At 61.4% G+C, this 18,364-nt stretch carries 20 protein-coding genes; 16 read left to right on the top strand and 4 right to left on the bottom strand.

The genetic code is table 11. The features are described 5' to 3' along the window. Positions 1-59 precede the first annotated feature (59 nt). The 4 genes from AB4Y43_RS07080 to AB4Y43_RS07065 all read right to left on the bottom strand — a co-directional run bounded on the left by AB4Y43_RS07080 (position 60) and on the right by AB4Y43_RS07065 (position 1,886). Positions 60-467: a hypothetical protein gene (locus tag AB4Y43_RS07080; RefSeq protein ID WP_368727334.1), complete on the bottom strand. Its 408-nt coding sequence runs from the start codon at positions 465-467 to the stop codon at positions 60-62. Between the two features lie 9 nt (positions 468-476). Continuing rightward, positions 477-701 carry a hypothetical protein gene (locus AB4Y43_RS07075; RefSeq protein ID WP_368727333.1) on the bottom strand — a complete coding sequence of 75 codons (225 nt, stop codon included), beginning with the start codon at positions 699-701 and terminating at the stop codon, positions 477-479. A gap of 131 nt (positions 702-832) precedes the next feature. Next, positions 833-1,081 carry a hypothetical protein gene (locus AB4Y43_RS07070; RefSeq protein ID WP_368727332.1) on the bottom strand — a complete coding sequence of 83 codons (249 nt, stop codon included), beginning with the start codon at positions 1,079-1,081 and terminating at the stop codon, positions 833-835. Between the two features lie 187 nt (positions 1,082-1,268). Further along, positions 1,269-1,886, bottom strand: coding sequence for a helix-turn-helix domain-containing protein (locus AB4Y43_RS07065; RefSeq protein WP_368727331.1), 618 nt, complete (start codon positions 1,884-1,886; stop codon positions 1,269-1,271). 334 nt (positions 1,887-2,220) lie between these two features. On the opposite strand from AB4Y43_RS07065, the gene AB4Y43_RS07060 reads away from it, so the two are divergent. The 16 genes from AB4Y43_RS07060 (at position 2,221) to AB4Y43_RS06985 (ending at position 18,332) form a co-directional block, all read left to right on the top strand. Next, positions 2,221-2,766, top strand: a complete 546-nt coding sequence (locus AB4Y43_RS07060; RefSeq protein WP_368727330.1) for a hypothetical protein — start codon at positions 2,221-2,223, stop codon at positions 2,764-2,766. A gap of 26 nt (positions 2,767-2,792) precedes the next feature. Further along, positions 2,793-3,149, top strand: coding sequence for a hypothetical protein (locus AB4Y43_RS07055; RefSeq protein WP_368727329.1), 357 nt, complete (start codon positions 2,793-2,795; stop codon positions 3,147-3,149). A gap of 324 nt (positions 3,150-3,473) precedes the next feature. Beyond that, positions 3,474-6,212, top strand: coding sequence for a VapE domain-containing protein (locus AB4Y43_RS07050; RefSeq protein ID WP_368727328.1), 2,739 nt, complete (start codon positions 3,474-3,476; stop codon positions 6,210-6,212). Between the two features lie 246 nt (positions 6,213-6,458). After that, positions 6,459-7,247, top strand: a complete 789-nt coding sequence (locus AB4Y43_RS07045) for a hypothetical protein (protein WP_368727327.1) — start codon at positions 6,459-6,461, stop codon at positions 7,245-7,247. A gap of 256 nt (positions 7,248-7,503) precedes the next feature. Beyond that, positions 7,504-8,151, top strand: coding sequence for a hypothetical protein (locus AB4Y43_RS07040; protein WP_368727326.1), 648 nt, complete (start codon positions 7,504-7,506; stop codon positions 8,149-8,151). Between the two features lie 115 nt (positions 8,152-8,266). Further along, complete coding sequence (locus AB4Y43_RS07035) at positions 8,267-9,025, top strand: hypothetical protein (RefSeq protein ID WP_368727325.1); 759 nt, start codon at positions 8,267-8,269, stop codon at positions 9,023-9,025. 521 nt (positions 9,026-9,546) lie between these two features. Next, the gene (locus AB4Y43_RS07030; protein WP_368727324.1) at positions 9,547-10,176 is read left to right on the top strand and encodes a hypothetical protein; all 630 of its coding nucleotides are present in this window, start codon (positions 9,547-9,549) and stop codon (positions 10,174-10,176) included. Beyond that, positions 10,124-12,172: a phage terminase large subunit family protein gene (locus AB4Y43_RS07025; protein WP_368727323.1), complete on the top strand. Its 2,049-nt coding sequence runs from the start codon at positions 10,124-10,126 to the stop codon at positions 12,170-12,172. The genes AB4Y43_RS07030 and AB4Y43_RS07025 overlap by 53 nt, the downstream gene beginning before the upstream one ends. A 2-nt stretch (positions 12,173-12,174) precedes the next feature. Continuing rightward, complete coding sequence (locus tag AB4Y43_RS07020) at positions 12,175-12,378, top strand: phage head-tail joining protein (RefSeq protein ID WP_368727322.1); 204 nt, start codon at positions 12,175-12,177, stop codon at positions 12,376-12,378. Next, positions 12,378-13,787 (top strand): phage portal protein, encoded by a 1,410-nt coding sequence (locus AB4Y43_RS07015; RefSeq protein WP_368727321.1) that lies wholly within the window; start codon positions 12,378-12,380, stop codon positions 13,785-13,787. Before AB4Y43_RS07020 ends, AB4Y43_RS07015 begins: the two co-directional genes overlap by 1 nt. Positions 13,788-13,800: 13 nt before the next feature. Continuing rightward, the gene (locus tag AB4Y43_RS07010; RefSeq protein WP_368727320.1) at positions 13,801-14,064 is read left to right on the top strand and encodes a hypothetical protein; all 264 of its coding nucleotides are present in this window, start codon (positions 13,801-13,803) and stop codon (positions 14,062-14,064) included. 104 nt (positions 14,065-14,168) lie between these two features. Next, entirely contained in the window at positions 14,169-16,247 is a 2,079-nt protein-coding gene (locus AB4Y43_RS07005; protein WP_368727319.1) for a prohead protease/major capsid protein fusion protein, read from the top strand. Positions 16,248-16,322: 75 nt separating this feature from the next. Further along, positions 16,323-16,652 (top strand): capsid cement protein, encoded by a 330-nt coding sequence (locus AB4Y43_RS07000; protein WP_368727318.1) that lies wholly within the window; start codon positions 16,323-16,325, stop codon positions 16,650-16,652. Position 16,653: 1 nt separating this feature from the next. Further along, complete coding sequence (locus tag AB4Y43_RS06995; protein ID WP_368727317.1) at positions 16,654-16,950, top strand: hypothetical protein; 297 nt, start codon at positions 16,654-16,656, stop codon at positions 16,948-16,950. After that, positions 16,947-17,366 (top strand): hypothetical protein, encoded by a 420-nt coding sequence (locus tag AB4Y43_RS06990; RefSeq protein WP_368727316.1) that lies wholly within the window; start codon positions 16,947-16,949, stop codon positions 17,364-17,366. The genes AB4Y43_RS06995 and AB4Y43_RS06990 overlap by 4 nt, the downstream gene beginning before the upstream one ends. Positions 17,367-17,399: 33 nt before the next feature. Further along, positions 17,400-18,332, top strand: a complete 933-nt coding sequence (locus tag AB4Y43_RS06985) for a phage tail tube protein (RefSeq protein ID WP_368727315.1) — start codon at positions 17,400-17,402, stop codon at positions 18,330-18,332. Positions 18,333-18,364: the final 32 nt, after the last annotated feature.

Genomic DNA, 18,364 nt, shown 5'->3' with positions numbered 1-18,364 from the left:
GTTCCCTCACGATCTCTGCATCCGTGACGGGGATTCGCTCGGCCATGTCCGGCTTGCCTCTACGCGGACACGTGACGGCCGAACGGCCGGTACTTCAAAAAGCGATGCAGGATGCCGCCCGGTGAGGGCGGTGGCGTGCGTGGTTCGGCGGCGATGTGGTAACTGGCCGTAGGTACAACGGGCATGAGTGCCTGCAGCGCTAGATCTCCACGGTGCACCGTTACGACGTAGTCGAACTGCGCTTGTACTATGGCCGACGCCTCAACGTCGACGCTGATAACAACCGAATCAGCAATGTGCTCGACAAAAGAGACGTCAATATCGGCGGCAGTCGCCACTGCGATGCAGACGAACGCACACTCATTGCCAGTCGAGCGCAAACGGTCTGCGATTGCGACGGCAACGGTCTCTGCGGAATGCGTGCGCTCGGTCGGCTGAACGAGGTTCTGAACAAGGATCTTTCGCATGTCGCGCCCTCAAACCATCGGCTGGCTGTGCGACGCGTTGGCGGCGGCGGGGTTAAGCGGCACCGGTTCCGGCGAAAACACCTGGATGCCGATCACGATCAACGCCACGCAGAAGCAAAAGCGCCAATACGGGGACTGCTCAAAGTTGCTTTGCGGTGCGCTTTCCATGTCGGCTCGCATCTGCTGCTGGAGCCACGCGCGGCGCTCATCCGAATAAATGTCGACTGATTCCATCTGGATCTCCTGCGCGCAACTTGCGCGTGGATGCCAGAATAGCCACTAATGGAATTATTGTAAAGCCAGAAATGGCTATTTATGAATGGAGTGGTACGCCCAAAATGCGGGCGTGGCTACTGTGCGGTCAGCTAAGAGGAGCGTCTTGCGAGGGCTGCGGCAGTCAGCTGTGCCCCGATGGACAGCGCGGCGTCGAGCCATGCGATGTCGTTGATGTAGGTGGCGGCAACGAAACTGATGGTGCTAAGGATTGCGATTGTCGCGGCGCCGCGTTGGTGCGTGCCGTCGCGTAGATGCGACCTTCGGCGTGAGTGTTTTGCGGCGTGCGCGTCGAGCGTATTGGCGAGGGAGCGCAGTTCGTGGGCGAGGGCGGCGGCCATCTCCGGCTCTATTCCAGCCGCGACATGGCCGATGGTTCCATTGGTGTCAATGAAGGCTGCGGCAACTGCTACGGCTGGAGAGTCGGCTTGCGTTAGGCGGGAAATTACCCTGCCATTTACTAGATCGATGCGTTTTGCATACGCATCGGCAATGTCTGGGGTTGGGGGAGATTCCGGGGCTCGGAATCTATCGAGTCGATGTACGTTTGCGTACGCGCGCGGTGGGATTGTTCTCGTGTTCACGTTCATGGCTAGTATTCAGCGTGTCATCATTAAGCTCACGCTGAATCGCCTTCACTAGGCGTTCTGTTAGCCCGCGGTTTGCTTCGCGTACTCCTTCGGTGTTCAGGGCCGTCGAGGGCGCTTCGTGCTGGTGCCGCGCCGCGAGGAATGCGACGAAATCGGAAACCTGCTTCTTTTCCTCTTCTGAGAGGTGGGTGTAGGTCTGCTCCCACTCCGGAGTGATTCCGCGTGCGTGGTCGACGTTCTCGTCAAGAAGCGCAGCAACGTCGACCTTGAAGGCCTCGGCTAAGGCTTCCACTTGGGAGAGCTGGGCATAGACTTCCCCCCGCAAGAGTCGACCGACAGTGCTCTGGGCGATGCCAGCGCGCTGTGCGACCTTAATCTGCGTATCCAATATTTCACTGTGGTCCATTAAGCGTCGAAGGTTCTTGGCCAGGATCGCTTTCGTATTTTGTCGGCTCATGGGAGCGAGCGTGCCACTAATGGATAGCCACTTGCGGGTATCTGAAAGGCCGCCAAGTTTGCAAAAATAACCATTTGTGGCTAATATGGCGCTGTTCATTTCAACGGGGCTCCGTATGGAAAACCACAGCGACACGCTGCTGGATCGGGTGTTGGCCCGGCTAAGCCGTGAGAAGGGCAATTTACGGGCTATCGCGAGCAAAGCTGGTGTGCCGTACTCAACGCTTACGAAGATCAGCGCGCGTAGCGTCACTGACCCTCGGTTCTCGACTGTCCAAGCGCTTCACGACTATTTCGAAGCACATCCCGATGTTGCCGACTCCGGTGCTTCCGGACGTGTTCATTGATGTGCATTCGCGTAAGGCGATTTCTCGCACCCGGCAGCCGAGGCGCGCGAGTTTGAATCGTAGGTCGCGAGGCATCGTGCAAACAGCATGAAACAACAGGTTTACCAAGAGAACGAGGCAAGCATGACCTGCAGATACAGCAACACGGATTGGCTTGACGTGCTGTACACGTCGATTCGCGGTACGCCCGGCGGACTGCCCGAAGCGGCAGCGTTCCTGACGAATCGCCGGGGCCGCAACATCACCACAGAGAGCCTTCGCCTGCGTTTGCGCGGGCAGGGCGAGAATCGCCTCTCCATGGAGATGTTCGAACTGCTGATCGAGTGGATGGAGGAGCGCCGTCAGCCTCAGTACCGCGATGCGTTGATAGCGCTTAACGAGCGGTTCAATCTCAGCGTAGTGCCAAACGATATCGTGCAAGTGGGTAGCACGCCGCACGACATCGCCATGCAGACGTTCGATCTCGCACAGCACGCCGGCATCGTCGCCGAGTGCGTGCGCGAGGCGCTCGAAGATCGCATCGTCACGCCAGCGGAAGCCGACAATATCATCGGTGCGGCGAGAGACAGCAAGCGCCTGCTGGACCGCATCATTGCGACCGTACGTCGCGTCAGCGCCAAGCCTGCGCGCTAAACATGGCGTGCTGCAATCCGCACCGTGTGAAGGCCGAACTGCATTGCGACATCGGGCAGCAGCTGGTCTGCGCCGAGTCGCGTCTCAAATGGCACGCGGAGTACAAGCCCGAAGTGGTGCCACGCCTTCTTGTTCAGACCATCTCGAGCTTCCCCGATCACCTTATCCATTTGCGTGTCGTCGCCTTGCGCGTTGACGCCCTCGACCACTTTATCGACTGCGTTGCGCGCCAGTGCGCGCAGCTCGCGACCAAAACGGATCGGCGCGAATTTCGTGCTCGCCTTGAGCCGGAAATGAGCGTCGCTGAACGCGAACATTTCGACCGCGCACTCGGGGCCGAATGGCACCGCCTGCGCGGTAGCAAGCCGGAGAGCAACAAGTGACTCTGAACGGATACAGCAGCGCGCTGCGACACAGCCATTCCCTGAACACGCGGGCGCCTCTCGGTGCGCACAACTACGCCGCTGGTCGTGCCTGTTGGCGCGGTCACGCTGGCACGACCGCGCGCAATCGCCTCAGCGCACTCTGCGCGCACGGCACGGGGCGCCGCCTCACTCCCCTTCGTGATCGATCGTAGGCGTACCCCGCATCCTAAAGTGACTTTGGCGTATCTGCCTCATGGCGAATACGCAGCATCCCTCCGCTCCACGTGCACTGCGCGCCTTGCGCGCTGTGGGGGCGTTCAACCCAGAAGGGGCAATTGACCGATGGCGACACTCGACCAGATTCGCGCGCAGTTGATAGCAGCGGATCATCCTGAGCTTCCTGCGGGCCATCCGCACATCCGGGAGGATGGCAGACCGGTGCGATACGGTCCCGGAAAGAAGTACTGGTACTCGATTCACGCAGTTGAGAAAGATGGCCGGATCATCGGCTATATCGGGGCATTCGGTTGCTGGGCGGGCAATGACAGTGGCGCGCAAAAATTCCAGTGGCAGGGCAAAGCCCTTGCGGCCGAAGATCTGGCAGCGGCCAAGGCCCGTCAGGAGAGTGTCGCTGCCGAGGAAGAGCGCAAGCGCCAGCATACCGCCAAGCTCGCCGCAAACCGCGCGCGTGAGCAGTGGCAACGCGCGCAGGATGAGGGCGCGTCGGCCTATCTGGAATGCAAGCAGATCACGCCTGAGGGAGTGCGCTTCGCAACTGACGGCGACGTGCTCGTGCCGATGTTCCGTTACGACGACGGATACCGGCTCGTCGGTTTGCAGAAGATCACGCCTACGGGCGCGAAGCGCTTCAACAAGGGTATGGAAAAGAAGGGGGCGCTGTTCCTCCTCGGCGACTTGGGCGCGGAGAGCAAGGTTGTCCAGATCGCCGAGGGCTATGCGACGGCTCGGTCGATCCGCATGGCGACCGATAGCGCTGTGCCGGTGATGGTGTGCTTCGATGCCGGCGGCATCATGGATGCGGCCTGCTACCTGCGCGCGACGTATCCGGAAATCCACGTGATGGTTTGCGCGGACGATGACTGGATGATCGAGCGGCGGCTCTACGATCACCTCGCCGACGAATTTGGCTACAGGGACGCCTTCGAGATCGGCGGCGAACCAATTCTCGTCCAGGCGCGCAAGACGTGGTATCGAGTCCGTGCCGCTCGCGAGACTGACGCACATGGCGTCGAGTCGCTCGTGATGACGATTGGCAACGATGTGATGCCGCAGCGCACGCGGCGCTTCGAGAATGCCGGCCTGAAGTATGCGTTCGAGGCCGTGGCAGCGATCGGCAACGCGAGCGTCGTGTTCCCACGCTTTACCGGCCGGGGCGAGCGCAAGCTGACCGACTTCAATGACCTGCACGTTGAAGAGGGCCTGCACGTTGTCAAGTCTCAGATCGCGACCGCGCTGCTGGTCGAGATGGCGGCGTCCGGTACCGATCACGCGCGCAGCTCACATCTGGCTGTCGTTGCCGAAGCTGTCGATCCACTCTATGAGCAGGCGGTAGAGTTTGTGTGTAAATCGCGTGCTGCTTCGGTATCGAAGGTCCAGCGCCATCTGCGGATCGGCTATAACCGTGCCGCCCGACTGCTAGAAACGATGGAGCGCGCTGCTATCGTCTCGCCGGAGAGCGACAGCGGCAAACGCTCTGTCTTGCGCCCGGCCGCGACGTCCGCTGGCGCCGGTAACAACGACGCCGGGGGCGGCTGGCCTGGCGTCGAGACGGAAAACGGCGCGTACACGTGGGAGCAACGCCTGCGCCGTACGGACCGTTTCGCGCTGAAGCCCGACCTCGATAACGTGGTCGACATTCTCACGCACTCCGACCAGTGGCGTGGTGTGCTTGGCTACGAGGCGTTTTCGCAGAAGGTGCGCAAGCTCGATCGTCCGCCATATGAGGGCGGCGAAGTCGGGGAGTGGATCGAGCACGACGACGTGTTGCTCACGGACTGGTTCGGGCGCACGTGGTCGATCACGCCACGCCGTGATGTGATCTGTGATGCCGTGGCTACCGTCGCGCGACGCAACACCTACCACGTCGTGCTCGACTACCTGCGTGGGCTTGTATGGGACCAGAAGCCGCGCGTGCGCACGTGGCTCGTCGACTACCTCGGTGTGCAGGATACGCCGTACGCCCGCGCGGTCGGCTACAAGTGGTTGCTCGGCGCCGTTGGTCGGGTCATGGAGCCGGGCTGCAAGATGGACAACGTACTGATCCTTGAAGGTCCGCAGGACGCTGGCAAGTCGCGCTCAATCAAGATGCTGTTCGGTGAGGAGTGGTCGATGGAGGCCAACATCAACCTCAACGACTCGGATGCGGTCGAGGTGCTAGGCGGCAAGTGGGCGATCGAACTGGCCGAACTCGATGCACTCAACAAATCAGATTCGGCGGCAGCCAAGCGCTGGATCACGACACAGGCCGATGTCTACCGGCCCAAGTATGCGCGCCGTGCTGTGCGTGTGCCTCGCCAGTTTGTGGTCGTCGGCACGGTGAACCTGGACGCTTACCTGAAGGACGAGACGGGCAACCGGCGTTACTGGCCCGTGCGCGTCATGCCGTGGATCGCGCTTGCTTCGCTGCGCTCCGACCGCGACCAGATCTGGGCTGAGGCGTTCTCGATGTATCAGGAATGGGCCGCAGAGAACGCGGAAGCGGGTGGCGAGTTGCCCACGCCATGGCAGGTGCTCGGCGAAGAAAAACCGATGTTCGAGATCGAGCAGGCCGCGCGCTACGAAGGCGATATGTACGAGTCGCTGATCGCTGAATTCGTTCAGGGTCGCGAGAGCGTGACGATGGAGGATATCGCGCTCGACTGCATCAAGCTCGAAACATCGAAGGTCACGAAGGCTGAACAGCGTCGAATCGGTTCCGCAATGAAGGCACTCGGTTGGGAGCGCAAGCGGGAGACGAAGGGCGCCCGGCGCTGGTATTACGTACCTGCCTCTGCGCCGGCCTCGCCCGCTTCGACTGCGCGCAGTCAATCGACTGGAAGTGATGACGATGCACCGCTCTGACTTCGCGCCAGCTGCATCGCGTCGCACGCGCGCCATGTCGCGCCGTCTGGCGCGCCACGGCTGCCATTTTGGCGCGCCAAGTGCAAACGGTTTGCGTCCCGCGTCCCACTCCGCGATGCACTTTCCGTAGTCCCGTGTGTGCGAGCGCGACGTGCGCGACGTGAGGGTGCGCATGTCGCACGTCGCGCGCACTCACACATTTTCTTTTCATCGATATTGAAGTGGGACGAAGGACGGATAGGGGTTATGGTGATTGTCGACCTGAAAGAGCAAGCCGGGATAGCGATGAATGCACGCGGTCAGCTATCGGAGCCGATTGCCGACCCCCAAGTTACTTTGGGCGCGCTCGCATTCGCGAACGAACTCGGTCGCCTGTTGTGGCGAATGAAATACGGGCAGGACGTTCGGCGCTCGGGCCTGCATCGCGCTACGTTGCTTCTCGCAAAGCGCTTGCGTGAACCCGGCCGGTTCGATCGTTCAAAATTTACCGGTGTGACGCGTGCGGCAGAAAAGGCCGCCGCAAAGACGGGCAAAAAGGTCGAGCGACAAATATCGGACATCATCGAGCGATTCGCACGGCAGGCGATCATCGAATGGGTTGCGGACCTTTGCGCCGCGTGTGATGGTCGCGGCGTAACCGGACGTGGCAAGGCGTTGGCGGTGGAGCGTATCGGTTGTCCGACGTGTGGTGGCCAAGGTCGGGTCTGTGTCGACGAATATTCCATCCCGTTTGCAGCGAGCCGTAACGGGCGCGGCCCCATGATCTTTCGCGAGTACGAGCGCTGTCCGCAATGCCACGGCGCCGGCAATATCGTGGTCGAGATTTCAGCGAAAGGCGCTGGTCGGCAGATCTGCGGTGTATGTGGTGGGACCGGTCGTCAGCCGGAGGATCACGCAGCACGCGCACGTGCGCTAGGTGTTCCGATGGCGCAATATCGCTCGCATTGGGAGCCGTACTTTCACGCGGTGCATGCGTTGCTCGATGCACTTGACGGCGCGGCCAATGACACCGTGCGACGGAGAATGCAACGATGAAAACTCTTGCATTTCAAGAAAAACCCTGCTTACAATTCGCGCCATGCATCCTTTACCGTGGCACTGGATGCTGTGAGCCCCGCACACTCGTGGAGCAACCCTCTCCCGGCAGTCGTACAGTATCGCGCGAGCGGCGCGACGAATAACATGCCAACAGGCTGTCGGGAATTGTTCGGCGGGCGTTCGCCCGTACGAAACACGAATATCCGAAGCCCTGAGCGCAAAAAACTCGGGGCTTTTCTATTGGAGCATCGTGATGAGTGATGTACCCGAAGCGGAAGTTGACACCAACGGCGATGAAGACGCGCTGCTAGACTGGGTGGAAGGGCAGGCAGCGGAAAATATGCGTTTTCACGTTGAGAGCTTGGCTGTCATATCGAAGGAGGCGAACACGACGCTGACAGTGTTGCTCGCCGGGGTGGGGGCTGCGTCCGCCTACACGGTGAAGCTATTTGACACCCACGGTGCCGGTTGGCTTCTTGCCGCCACCATCACATTCGGTGTCTGCCTGCTGTTGCTGAGCGCCTGGCTAATTCTGGGTTGCTTAAAGATCAGTGAATTGCCGACGCCGACGAACGAGCCAGAGAATCTGTATCAGCCAAAATACTCGCTGTCCGCAATTCGGGCAGCGGAAATTACGAACACACAGTCGCGCATACATCAAGTGGTTCGGCGCAACAACAAGACGGCGGACCGGCTTAACCGGATCCGCCTACTGGCATTGTTGACGCCAGTTATCGCTTCGGTTGCGGCCGGGGTTGTGGCTGCGGTTGGCGTGGAGCGTCACGCGTCGGAATGCTCGCCTGATCGCGGCGTGCCGGCTGCGGCTGTGGGATTGTTGGCTTATCCTGACTCATTGGTTGGTCTCCGTACGGTCTTCGCCGCATCAGGCGAAGCTGGCTGATTGTAGCCTGGACGGCGCGCCGTCCGACAACTCCAAAGCCCTGTGAGCGCAAGCCACGGGGCTTTTTGCATGGGGTATTGCCATGGCAAGCTCGACGTTCGGCGTACGCGTCGACATGAGCAAGTTTGATTCTGCCGTTGACGATCATGTCCGCAATCGCGTGCCGCGCATCATGGCGAAAGCCTTGAACGCCACGGCTCGCGAGGCGCAGGCCGCACTGAAAACTGCGATGTCGCAGTATTTCGACCGGCCGACGCCGTGGACGTTGAACAGCACGCGCGTCGTTACTGCGTCGCCGACAAAGCTGGTGGCAACGGTCGGCTTCAAGGACGAGGCGTTCAAGGGCACACCCGCAACGAAATATCTGTTGCCGCAAGTGGAAGGTGGTGGGCGCAACGTCAAACGCATGGAGTCGGCACTGCGTCGCATCGGCCTTTTGCGCAGCAATGAGTTTGCTGTTCCGGGTCGAGGCGCAACGCTCGATGCCTACGGAAACGTCGCCCGTTCGCAGATCGTCCAGGTGATGTCGTATTTGCAGGCGTTCGGCGAACAGGGCTACCGGGCGAACATGACGCAGAAGCGGCGTGACGCACTCGCGCGCGGGCGTAAGGGATCGCGTGGGTTCAGTTATTTTGCGCTCGTGAATCGCGAGGGCAAACTGCCGCCTGGCATTTACTTGCGCACGCACTACGGTGCGGACTCGCGCATCTCGCATCTGCAGTACGGTGGCGCGAAGCCGGTCTTTGTCTTCACGCGTGCGCCGCAATATCGACCACGGTTCCCGTTCGAGCAGCTGGTGGCCGATAGCGTGAACGCGACGATGTCAATCAATATCGCGGGCGCATTCCAGCTTGCGTATGGGAGTCAGCGCTAGAGGCGATAGCCGATCAGGATAAGGCCGAGGATGCAAAGCGACGCGCTCAGCAGCGCAGAGCTAAGGATAACGACGGGCAGCGGGATCATGGTCTGTATGCATTTGAGTTATCCACGAATGGTATTCATTTGGAATCTTTCTGACTGTTAGGGATTGTTAATCTCGATGTAAGAAAGATGGCTCATGCAGGGCGCCTTTCCGCTCGCATATCGGAATCAGCGCTAAAAGCTGCTTTGCGGCGCAATCTGGGTTTTGCGCCATAAAAGTTAAAAGTCGATTTCATCGCGCGGGCTCTGGCGCACGGCTTTGGTGCGCGCCTGCCGCATTCCCAGCGAAGCCCCGCGATGTGTGCGGATTCGTAAGGGTAGACCCCTATACCCAGCCTGCAATCGCACGGGTCCTTCCGGCGACCCTGCGCGTGGGGGTAATTCGAGCCGCGTTGCTCGCACGGTCTCAGGTCTTTTTCAGGGTGGTCACATGGGTGGTCAGGTGGTCACTCGTGGTGGTCAAAGGGTGGTCAGATGGCCGAAATGAGTCAAAGGGGCTTTGCCCGCCATATGGGCGTTGCGCTCAATGCCGTGCAGAAAGCCCTGAAGTCTGGGCGCATCGCACTGAACGCCAACGGCAAGATCGACGCTGTCTTGGCCGAATCTGCATGGCGCCGAAACACCGACGAGAGCCGCCGCTCGTTCGCCGACCTCTCGCGTGATACGAAGGCCCTGGAGGCCGATACGCCTCTGCCTCCGGCTGACGGCGATGAAGCGTTTCCCGCTGCCGCGTCGACAAACGACCCGCATATGGCCGTGTATCGCGCGGCGCGAGCGGAGCGCGAGACTACGCGGGCAAAGCGCGAGTCCATGGAGCTGGAGCGTGATCTTGGAAACCTGCTCGACCTCGCTGACGCAAACCGCCTCGCTTTCACTGCGTTTCGCACGCTGCGCGATAGCGTCATGAATGTGCCTGTGCGTATCAAGGACCTGCTCGCAGCAGAGAGCGACCCCCATCGGATCGAGTCGATGCTCGAAGACGAACTGGCGCGGGCGCTGTCGTCGATCGACGTCAACAGGCTCATGCACGAAGAAGAAACGGACGAAGACGATGGGAGCGATCAACAGCTTTCTGAAGACGATCGGGGAGGCGATCCGGCCTGACAGGCGTATCGGTATCGCTGAGTGGTCTGAGGATCACCGCGTCCTGCCCGAGAGCAGTCCCGAACCGGGCAAGTGGCGCAATTCACGCACGCCGTATCTCGTCGGGATCATGGATGCGCTGTCCGGTCAGGCGAGCACAGTCACGCGATACGACCATGACGATACGCGCCCATTCGATAACAGTTGGGTCACAGTTGTCGGACTGCAGAAAGGGCACCAGCTTGGTGGCTCGGCGCTCGGCGAAAACTTCATCGGGCGCAGCATCACGAGTGCGGCCGGCAACATCCTTGCCGTGTTCGCGACGAAGGACGATGCCGAGAAGTGGGAGATGGACCGCTTCGAGCCGATGCGGTTGTCGACGAAGGCGTTGCGCCGGCGCGTAAAGGACGCCAATCGCAAGGGCAGCGCCAATACGAAGCTGCGCAAGCGGTTTCCCGGCGGGATCATGAATCTCGTCAGCGCAACGCGTGCCGGGCGCCTGAAGTCGACCACCGTGCGCTATGTGCTGCTCGAGGAAGTCGACGAGTACGAACTCAACGTCGACGGGCAGGGCAACCCGATCGACCTCGCGAAGAATCGCACAAGCAACTTTGGGCGGCGCGCGAAGATCTTCGCGAACAGCACGCCGACGATCAAGCGGCGCTCGCAGATCGAGAAGCTATACGAGGCTGGCGATCAGCGCCGCTACTTCGTGCCGTGTCCCGAATGCGGCGTAGCGCAGTATTTCGAGTGGGCGAATTTCAAGCGTGTCGAGTCGGAACCGGACACGATTCTTTGCTATTGCAAAGCGCCGGGTTGCGGCGTCGGCAGCCCGGAGCACGCGTGGAAATCGCAGTATCCGAACGCGTACTGGATGCCCACGGCGAAGGGCGACGGCCGTACAGCGAGTTTCCACCTGAGCGCGTTGTATGCGCCGCTGGGTTGGCGGCCGTGGCCGGAATTGATGTCCGACTACGAGGCGGGCGAGAACGACGTCGAGAAGCGTATTGCTTTCACGAACAACGCGCTTGCGGAATGCTGGGAGGACAAGAGCGCGGAAATGAAGTGGGAGACGATCAAGCGTCGAGCGGAGCCATACCGGCTTCGCACGATTCCGCTGGGCGTGCTCCTGCTGACGGCTGCTGTCGACACGCAGGGTGACCGTCTCGAAGTCGAGATATCCGGCTGGGGGCGTGGCATGCGCAACTGGACGGTCGATCACATCGTGATACGGGGCGATCCGGCAACGCCAGAACCGTGGGCTGCCCTCGATCGCATCCTCGACTCGCCGATCGAGAATAGCTTTGGCGTGCCGATGCGCATCGAGCTGTGTGCGGTCGACACCGGCGGCAACAGAACACAGGACGCCTACGACTACTGTCGCACTCGCGCGCATCGCGGCGTGTTCGGCGTCAAGGGTGCGTCGACGAAGCATCGCCCGATTGTCGGCAGGCCGTCCGATCAGGACGTGACGAAGAATGGCAAGACGATCAAAAACGGCGTCAAGGTGTGGCCAGTCGGCACGGACACGGCAAAGGATCGGATCTTCGGCACGCTTGCTGCCGATGAAGAGCGCGAGACCGTCGACCGGCGCATGCACTTTTCGGAGGATCTCGAAGACGAGTACTACGAGCAGCTTTGCGCGGAGGCTTACAACCCGTCGAAAGATCGGTGGGACAAGCTGCGCAAGCGTAATGAAGCGCTTGACCTCAAGGTCTACAACTTCGCGTGCGCGTATCACCCGAGATTGCGGCTCAACACGTATCAGGACGCGGACTGGACGGCGCTGGAGCTTGTCGTCCAGCCGCGTGTGCGCGATCTCTTTTCGCAGCCCGTAGACGCCCCTCAGGTGGCTTCTACCGATGTCGGACTGGCGCACCCCTCACCGGGCGAGAGCGAGCCCGCTGCGGCGGCGGTGGACGTTGCTGAGGCAACCATCGAACAACCTACGGCGCAGCCGCAGAGGCCAGCGGCCGATGCATGGTTGCCGCGCCGGGACAACTGGCTAAGGCGATAGCTATGGCATTTACACAGCAGGACCTCAACGCCGTCGAGCGCGCAATCGCGAGCGGCACGCTCACGGTCGAATACAGCGGGAAAAAAGTAACTTTCCGGCAGGTGGGCGAGCTTCTCGCAGCGCGTGACACGATCAAATCAGATCTGGCCACGCAGAATCCTACGGCGCGGCCACGATCGAGCATCGCGATCATGGAGCGCTTTTGATGAAACGGAATCTGCTCGACAGGCTGGTCGAGGCGATCTCGCCGGAGGCCGGCGCCCGCCGTATGCGAGCGCGCATGATGCTCGATCTGGCGCGTGGTTTCGACGGCGCGAAGCGGGGGCCGCGCGCGATCGGGTGGAAGGCAACAGGCACGAGCGCGAATGCTGAGCTGGGTCCTGCGCTCGCGACCTTGCGCAACCGTTCGCGGGACCTGATTCGTAACAATCCATACCTCTCGCACGCGCTCAACGTGAAGGTGGCGAACCTCGTCGGAACCGGCATCCGCGCGAAGTTCAAGGATAAGGCCCTGCAATCGTTGTGGAAGCGATGGGTGAGGGAATGCGATTCCGGAGGCCTGCTCGACTTCTACGGCATCCAGGCGCAGACCTATCGAGCAATGGATGAGTCGGGCGAGTGCTTCATCCGCTTTCGTTCCCGGCTACCTCAAGACGGACTGAGCGTGCCGTTGCAGTTGCAGGTACTGGAGTCTGACTTTCTCGACAGCACGAAGACCGGCCCTGTTCCCGGCGGCTTTGTGATCCTCGGCGTGCAGTTCAACATGATCGGCCAGCGTACGGGTTACTGGTTCTTCGACCAGCACCCCGGCGAGATCGCGACGGTGCCGCGCAACATGGTCAGCAGCTTCGTGCCGGCCGCCGACGTGATCCACCTGTTCGACGCCATCAAGCGACCCGGCTCTGTTCGGGGCCTGCCGGAGTTCGCCACGACGATCTGGAAAGCACGCGATCTCGACGAGTATCAGGATGCGGAGCTGATCCGCAAGAAGATCGAGGCGTGCTTTGCGGCTTTCGTCACGACAAGCGACGACTCTTACCAGGCGGGTCGTCCGGTCTCGACTGGAGCGGCGAACGGTCCGCGCGTCGAATCGCTATCGCCGGGGCTCGTGGAGTATCTCAGGCAGGGCGAGACAGTCAGCTTTGCCGCGCCTGCTGCGAGCGACGGCTACAAGGATCACGTTTCGATCGAGTTGCAGGCACTTGCGGCGGGCACCAACACGACGTACGAGCAGCTGACGGGCGACTATTCGCGCGTGAATTTCACAAGCGGGCGCATGGGCAAGATGGAATTCAAGCGGATCATGGAGCAGCGGCAGTGGCTTCTTGTGATTCCCATGCTTTGCGAGCGGGTGGCCGCCCGATTCGTAACGACGGCTTATCTGGCGGGTCACACGCCTAAGCCCGTAGCCGACGTGAGCTGGACGCCCGAGCGCATCGAGTTTATCGACCCGGTGCGCGAAGCCAACGGATTGATCTCGCTCATTGAAGCGCATCTCAAGAGTCGCAAGCAGGGCATCCGGGAGCTTGGTGAGGATCCGGACGAAGTCGATAGCGAGATCGAGGCGGATCCGTTCAAGAAGGACGCCACGAATGTTAAGACGACTGTGAACTAGGGGTGATTCGACGATGCTCACTGGAAACACACGCTATCGGCTCGGGTGGCGAAAGAAGATCGTCCTTCAGGCGGAGTACTGGTATTGGCCGCCATTGCCGGTGCCTGGACGGGGCTTCTTGCCCATTGGCGGCCGGCAGTATCTACGCGCGTGGCGAGACGCGACGTTCGCCGACGTGATCGCGATTGAGCGGGGTGAGGTGCAGCGCGATCGGCCCGAAACATTGGACCGCCTGCCGCCGCCGCCGAAGCGTAGTCCGGGCGACAAGCCTGTGTAATCCCTCAGCCTCAGCCGATGGCCTATCCGTGACAGCCTTGATAGGTCAGCAGCACAACCACATAACACGCCCGCACCTGCGGGCGTTTTTCGTTGGAGCAAACGATGCCCCAAACAGCAAATTCGCCGGGTGGCGCCCAGCCGCGCGGCTCATCGATGCCGATCCTCGGTCGTGAGATGCCGGTCTCGTCGGTGAATGCCGATGCGCGCACCGTCGACGTGACGTGGACGACCGGCGCGCAGGTGTTGCGCTACGACTGGATGCGCGACCGCAACTACCTGGAAGAGCTGAGCACGCAGCCCGGTGCTGTGCGCATGCAACGCCTCGAATCGGGCAGCGCACCGCTTCTCAACAACCACAGCCGCTGGGCCGGGCTCGATGGTGTGCTCGGCGTTGTTTCGTCGGCCTCGCTCAACAGCGCATCGGGAACCGGCCAAGCAACTTTGCGCTTTTCAAAGCGCGACATCGCAGAGCCGTATTTCCAGGACGTGCAGGACGGCATCCTGCGCAACGTCTCAGTCGGCTATCGAACCTATCGGGTCGAAATGATCCCTCCCGGCCAGGAGGGTAACGATCAGTGGATTTACCGCGCGACGGATTGGGAGCCTTACGAGGTCTCGCTCGTCGCGATCCCGGCTGACGCGGGCTCGACCACGCGCGGCGACGATCCTGGCGGCCATCAACGTTTCTTTCCCTGCGAATTCGTCGAGCGAGGCGCAGGCAATCAACCCAACGGGGCGAACGCCTCTCAGCAAAACGAAGGAGCAACTATGCCGACGACCCAAAATGAAAACAGCCAAGCCCGCACCGCACCCAACGCGAATGCTTCGGTCACCCCGCCGGTACAGCCGGGAAATCCGCCGGCCGAAGGTGCCGAAGCCGCTCGTTCTCAAGCTCAGTCGGAGGAGCGCCAGCGCGTGCAGGAGATTCGCGTAGCAGTGCGCTCCAGCACGCTCGAGGATCCGCAGGTGCTGATCGATCGCTTCGTCGACAACGGCACCACGGTCGATGCGGTGCGCGCCGAGCTGCTGCGTATGCTCGCTGAGCGCTCGAATGCGGCGCAAACGCGCTCGCAATCGGGCGTGCAAACCGTGACCGACGAGACCGAAGTGCGGCAGGAGGCGATGTCCAACGCCCTCATGCACCGCATCAACCCGCGCCATTCGCTTACCGATGCAGGCCGTCAGTATCGCGGCATGACGCTCGGCGAGTTCTGCCGCGTCGGTCTTGAAGCAGCCGGTGTCGATACGCGTGGCCTCGATCGCCGTCAGATCGCCGGTATTGCGCTCGGCATGGGCGAGCGCGGCTACAACACGACCTCGGATCTTCCGGTCGTTTTTGGCAACGTGATCAACCGCACGCTTCGCGAAGCGTACACGGCAGCGCCGCGCTCGTTCTCGCAATGGGCGCGTCAGGGCGTGCTGACCGACTTCCGCGCTGCGACGCGCGTGATGGTCGATGGTGCGCTGAAGCTCGAACAGGTCAACGAGGCCGGGGAGTACAAGTATGGCAAGCTGGTCGACGGCGGCGAGACGATCCAGCTTGGCACGTTCGGCAAGATCGTTTCGTTCACGCGCCAGATGATCATCAACGACGATCTCTCGGCGCTTGAGCGCGTGCCGCTGTATTTCGGGCGCGCGGCTGCGAACCTCGAACTCGACATGGTGTATGGCGCACTGCTCGGTAACACGCCGATGTCCGATGGCAAGGCGTTGTTTCACGCAACGCACAACAATCTTGGGCAGGCGGCAGCCATCGGCATCGCGTCACTGTCGGCAGGTCGCGCCGCGATGCGCGTGCAGAAGGCGCCGGGCGATGGCACGGCGCTGAATCTCGCACCGAGCTACCTGCTGGTGCCGGCAGCACTCGAAACGGTCGCGGGCCAGTTCACGAGCAACCAGTACACGCCCAATCAGGCCACCGAGCAGAACCCGTTCTTCGGAACGCTCACGCCGATCGTCGAGGCGCGACTCGATGCCGTCAGTACGACCGGCTGGTACCTCGCTGCTGACCCGGCCGTGATCGACACGGTCGAGTACTGCTATCTCGACGGGGAGCAAGGCCTGTACACCGAACAGTCGCTCGACTTCGACGTCGACGGCCTGAAGGTCAAGGCTCGTCTCGACTTCGCGGCGAAGGCAATCGATTTCCGCGGGCTCTACAAGAACCCCGGCGCCGCGTAAGGCACGTTGCCGGGCGCATATGTGCGCCCGGCGTGATCCGCAGTTCAAGCGAACCATTTCCGACAGGAACCCCATATGAACAACTTCATTCAGCACGGCAAGACCCTGACGGCGACGCTCGCCGCCGCTGTTATTTCCGGCCAGCCCGTGACGCTCGGCAATTCGAAGCTGCCAGCGGTCGCGAGTGGCGCGTACGCCGCGAACACGTCTGGCGAATACGCGATCGTCGGTATCTTCGAGCTGCCGGCGGATGCGGCGGCGGCCGGGGCCGTAGGCGATGCAGCCTACCTGACCGCCGCCGGCACGATTGCAACCGTCGCCGAGGGCAACACTGCTTATGGTGTGCTCGCGGCGCCTGTGGTCGCGAACAGCGCCACAGCGCGAGTGCGACTGCCCGGAGCCTGACGTGTTCGATCCCGGCATATTCTGGGACGCCTTTGCCGCTGTCGGGATGCTCAAGACGGCTTACGTCGACGGCATGCCCGGCAGCGTGCAGGTCGGATTCGTTGCGCCTGATCATCTCGAGCTGGGCAACCAGACGACGGCTGCTGAGTACCAGATCGAGTATCAGGCCCACGACCTTCCTGACCTCGCTCGCGGCTCGTTGCTGTCAATCGATGATGTCCGGTATCGCGTACTGCGCCCCCCACGCCGACAGCACGATGGCTTCTTCATGGTGGGCGACCTGGGGATTGCCAAATGACGACAAGACGCGAGTCGTATGTTGAATCGCTCATGCAGGCGCTGTCTGGCAGCGCAGAGTTGCAGTCACTTGGTGTGCAGGTCGAGCGCTCGGTGTTTGAGGCGGTGAGCAGCAGCGAGCCACGCGTGCTTGTGGTTCATCGTGGTCGCGATGTGCCGACGACGGACATCGGTGTTACCGCGCGCGAGTGCATTTTCAATCTGACCGCCGTTGTGCGCGACGCTGCGCCTGATCGTGCCGCCGACGACATCTTCGAACTCGCGCATCCGATCGTCATGGCGTTCGATGCGCCGGGTTTGATGGGCATCGTGGAAGGGCCAACTGAAGAGCCTAGCGTCGCCGATGCTGAGGGCGGCATCGGCGTTGTGACAATCCAGTATCTGTTTCAGTACCAGACGCCGACCGAGGCCCTGTAGCGCTGGCGTCGTATACATTTAGAGGGAACCTCGATGGCGAAATCCACAAAGAAAACAGTCATTCTCGCGAAGCTGCAGGATGCTATCGGCACGCCAGCCGTGCCGACCGGCGCAGACGATGCGATGCTGGTGACGAATCCGAGCCATACGCCGCTTGCGGCGACTATGGTCAGCCGCGATCTTATCCGGCCGTTCTATGGCAACAATCAGCAACTGACTGCAGGCGTCCACACGGAACTGAGTTTCGACGTCGAGATCGCTGGATCAGGTGTCGCCGGCACGGCACCGGCATGGGGTCGACTGCTCGTGGCCTGCTATTTTGCCGAAACCATTACGGCAGGCACAGACGTGAAATATGCGCCGGTGAGCCTCAAGCCGGACACGCCGCTCACGATCTACTATCACCTCGACGGTCTGCTGCATCAGCTGACCGACGCTTACGGGACGGTCTCAATCGACATCACCTCGGCGGGGATTCCGAAGATGTCGTTCAAGTTCATGGGGACCTACAACCCCGTGACTGATTCGCCGCTCCCGGCGGGTGTGGACTTCTCGAAGTTCCTCACTCCCAGGATCGCGAATACGGCGAATACCACGTGGTCGATGTTCGGCTACAGCGGGCCGCTCCAGTCGTTGTCTCTGGATATCGCGAATTCGCTCAACTGGTTCCAGATGATCGGCGACGAGGGCGCCGAGGTCGACGATCGGGCGCCGACCGGCAAGATCGTCATGGAGCTTTCCAAAGTCTCCGAGAAAGACTGGTGGACTGCTGCGCGGGATGCGACGCTTGGCGCGCTGACGATCCAGCAGGGGCAGGCAGCGGGAAACATCGTTCTGCTCGAGGCGCCGCAAGCGCAGATCAGCAACCTCTCGTACTCCGATCAAAACAACAAAGCGCTGCTCAATGGCGATCTTGGAGTCAACCCGCTCAACGGCAACGATGAGCTGATCATTACCGTAAAGTAACTTTACTTGTTCATCACGTACGGGCCGCCAAA

This window comes from Paraburkholderia sp. BR10872 (assembly GCF_040965835.1).
Classification (GTDB): domain Bacteria; phylum Pseudomonadota; class Gammaproteobacteria; order Burkholderiales; family Burkholderiaceae; genus Paraburkholderia; species Paraburkholderia nodosa_A.
This window is presented reverse-complemented; position numbering and strand designations above follow the sequence as displayed.

What these genes read in the sequence shown, in the direction of transcription:
- AB4Y43_RS06985 (WP_368727315.1), top strand. Translation starts at nt 17,400, where the DNA reads ATGGCGAAATCCACAAAGAAAACAGTCATTCTCGCGAAGCTGCAGGAT.
- AB4Y43_RS07015 (WP_368727321.1), top strand. Translation starts at nt 12,378, where the DNA reads ATGAAACGGAATCTGCTCGACAGGCTGGTCGAGGCGATCTCGCCGGAG.
- AB4Y43_RS07080 (WP_368727334.1), bottom strand. Translation starts at nt 467, where the DNA reads ATGCGAAAGATCCTTGTTCAGAACCTCGTTCAGCCGACCGAGCGCACG.
- AB4Y43_RS07050 (WP_368727328.1), top strand. Translation starts at nt 3,474, where the DNA reads ATGGCGACACTCGACCAGATTCGCGCGCAGTTGATAGCAGCGGATCAT.
- AB4Y43_RS07060 (WP_368727330.1), top strand. Translation starts at nt 2,221, where the DNA reads ATGAAACAACAGGTTTACCAAGAGAACGAGGCAAGCATGACCTGCAGA.
- AB4Y43_RS07020 (WP_368727322.1), top strand. Translation starts at nt 12,175, where the DNA reads ATGGCATTTACACAGCAGGACCTCAACGCCGTCGAGCGCGCAATCGCG.
- AB4Y43_RS07030 (WP_368727324.1), top strand. Translation starts at nt 9,547, where the DNA reads ATGGCCGAAATGAGTCAAAGGGGCTTTGCCCGCCATATGGGCGTTGCG.
- AB4Y43_RS07025 (WP_368727323.1), top strand. Translation starts at nt 10,124, where the DNA reads ATGGGAGCGATCAACAGCTTTCTGAAGACGATCGGGGAGGCGATCCGG.
- AB4Y43_RS07000 (WP_368727318.1), top strand. Translation starts at nt 16,323, where the DNA reads ATGAACAACTTCATTCAGCACGGCAAGACCCTGACGGCGACGCTCGCC.
- AB4Y43_RS07005 (WP_368727319.1), top strand. Translation starts at nt 14,169, where the DNA reads ATGCCCCAAACAGCAAATTCGCCGGGTGGCGCCCAGCCGCGCGGCTCA.
- AB4Y43_RS07010 (WP_368727320.1), top strand. Translation starts at nt 13,801, where the DNA reads ATGCTCACTGGAAACACACGCTATCGGCTCGGGTGGCGAAAGAAGATC.
- AB4Y43_RS07070 (WP_368727332.1), bottom strand. Translation starts at nt 1,081, where the DNA reads ATGGCCGCCGCCCTCGCCCACGAACTGCGCTCCCTCGCCAATACGCTC.
- AB4Y43_RS07035 (WP_368727325.1), top strand. Translation starts at nt 8,267, where the DNA reads ATGAGCAAGTTTGATTCTGCCGTTGACGATCATGTCCGCAATCGCGTG.
- AB4Y43_RS07075 (WP_368727333.1), bottom strand. Translation starts at nt 701, where the DNA reads ATGGAATCAGTCGACATTTATTCGGATGAGCGCCGCGCGTGGCTCCAG.
- AB4Y43_RS07065 (WP_368727331.1), bottom strand. Translation starts at nt 1,886, where the DNA reads ATGAACAGCGCCATATTAGCCACAAATGGTTATTTTTGCAAACTTGGC.
- AB4Y43_RS06990 (WP_368727316.1), top strand. Translation starts at nt 16,947, where the DNA reads ATGACGACAAGACGCGAGTCGTATGTTGAATCGCTCATGCAGGCGCTG.
- AB4Y43_RS07040 (WP_368727326.1), top strand. Translation starts at nt 7,504, where the DNA reads ATGAGTGATGTACCCGAAGCGGAAGTTGACACCAACGGCGATGAAGAC.
- AB4Y43_RS07045 (WP_368727327.1), top strand. Translation starts at nt 6,459, where the DNA reads ATGGTGATTGTCGACCTGAAAGAGCAAGCCGGGATAGCGATGAATGCA.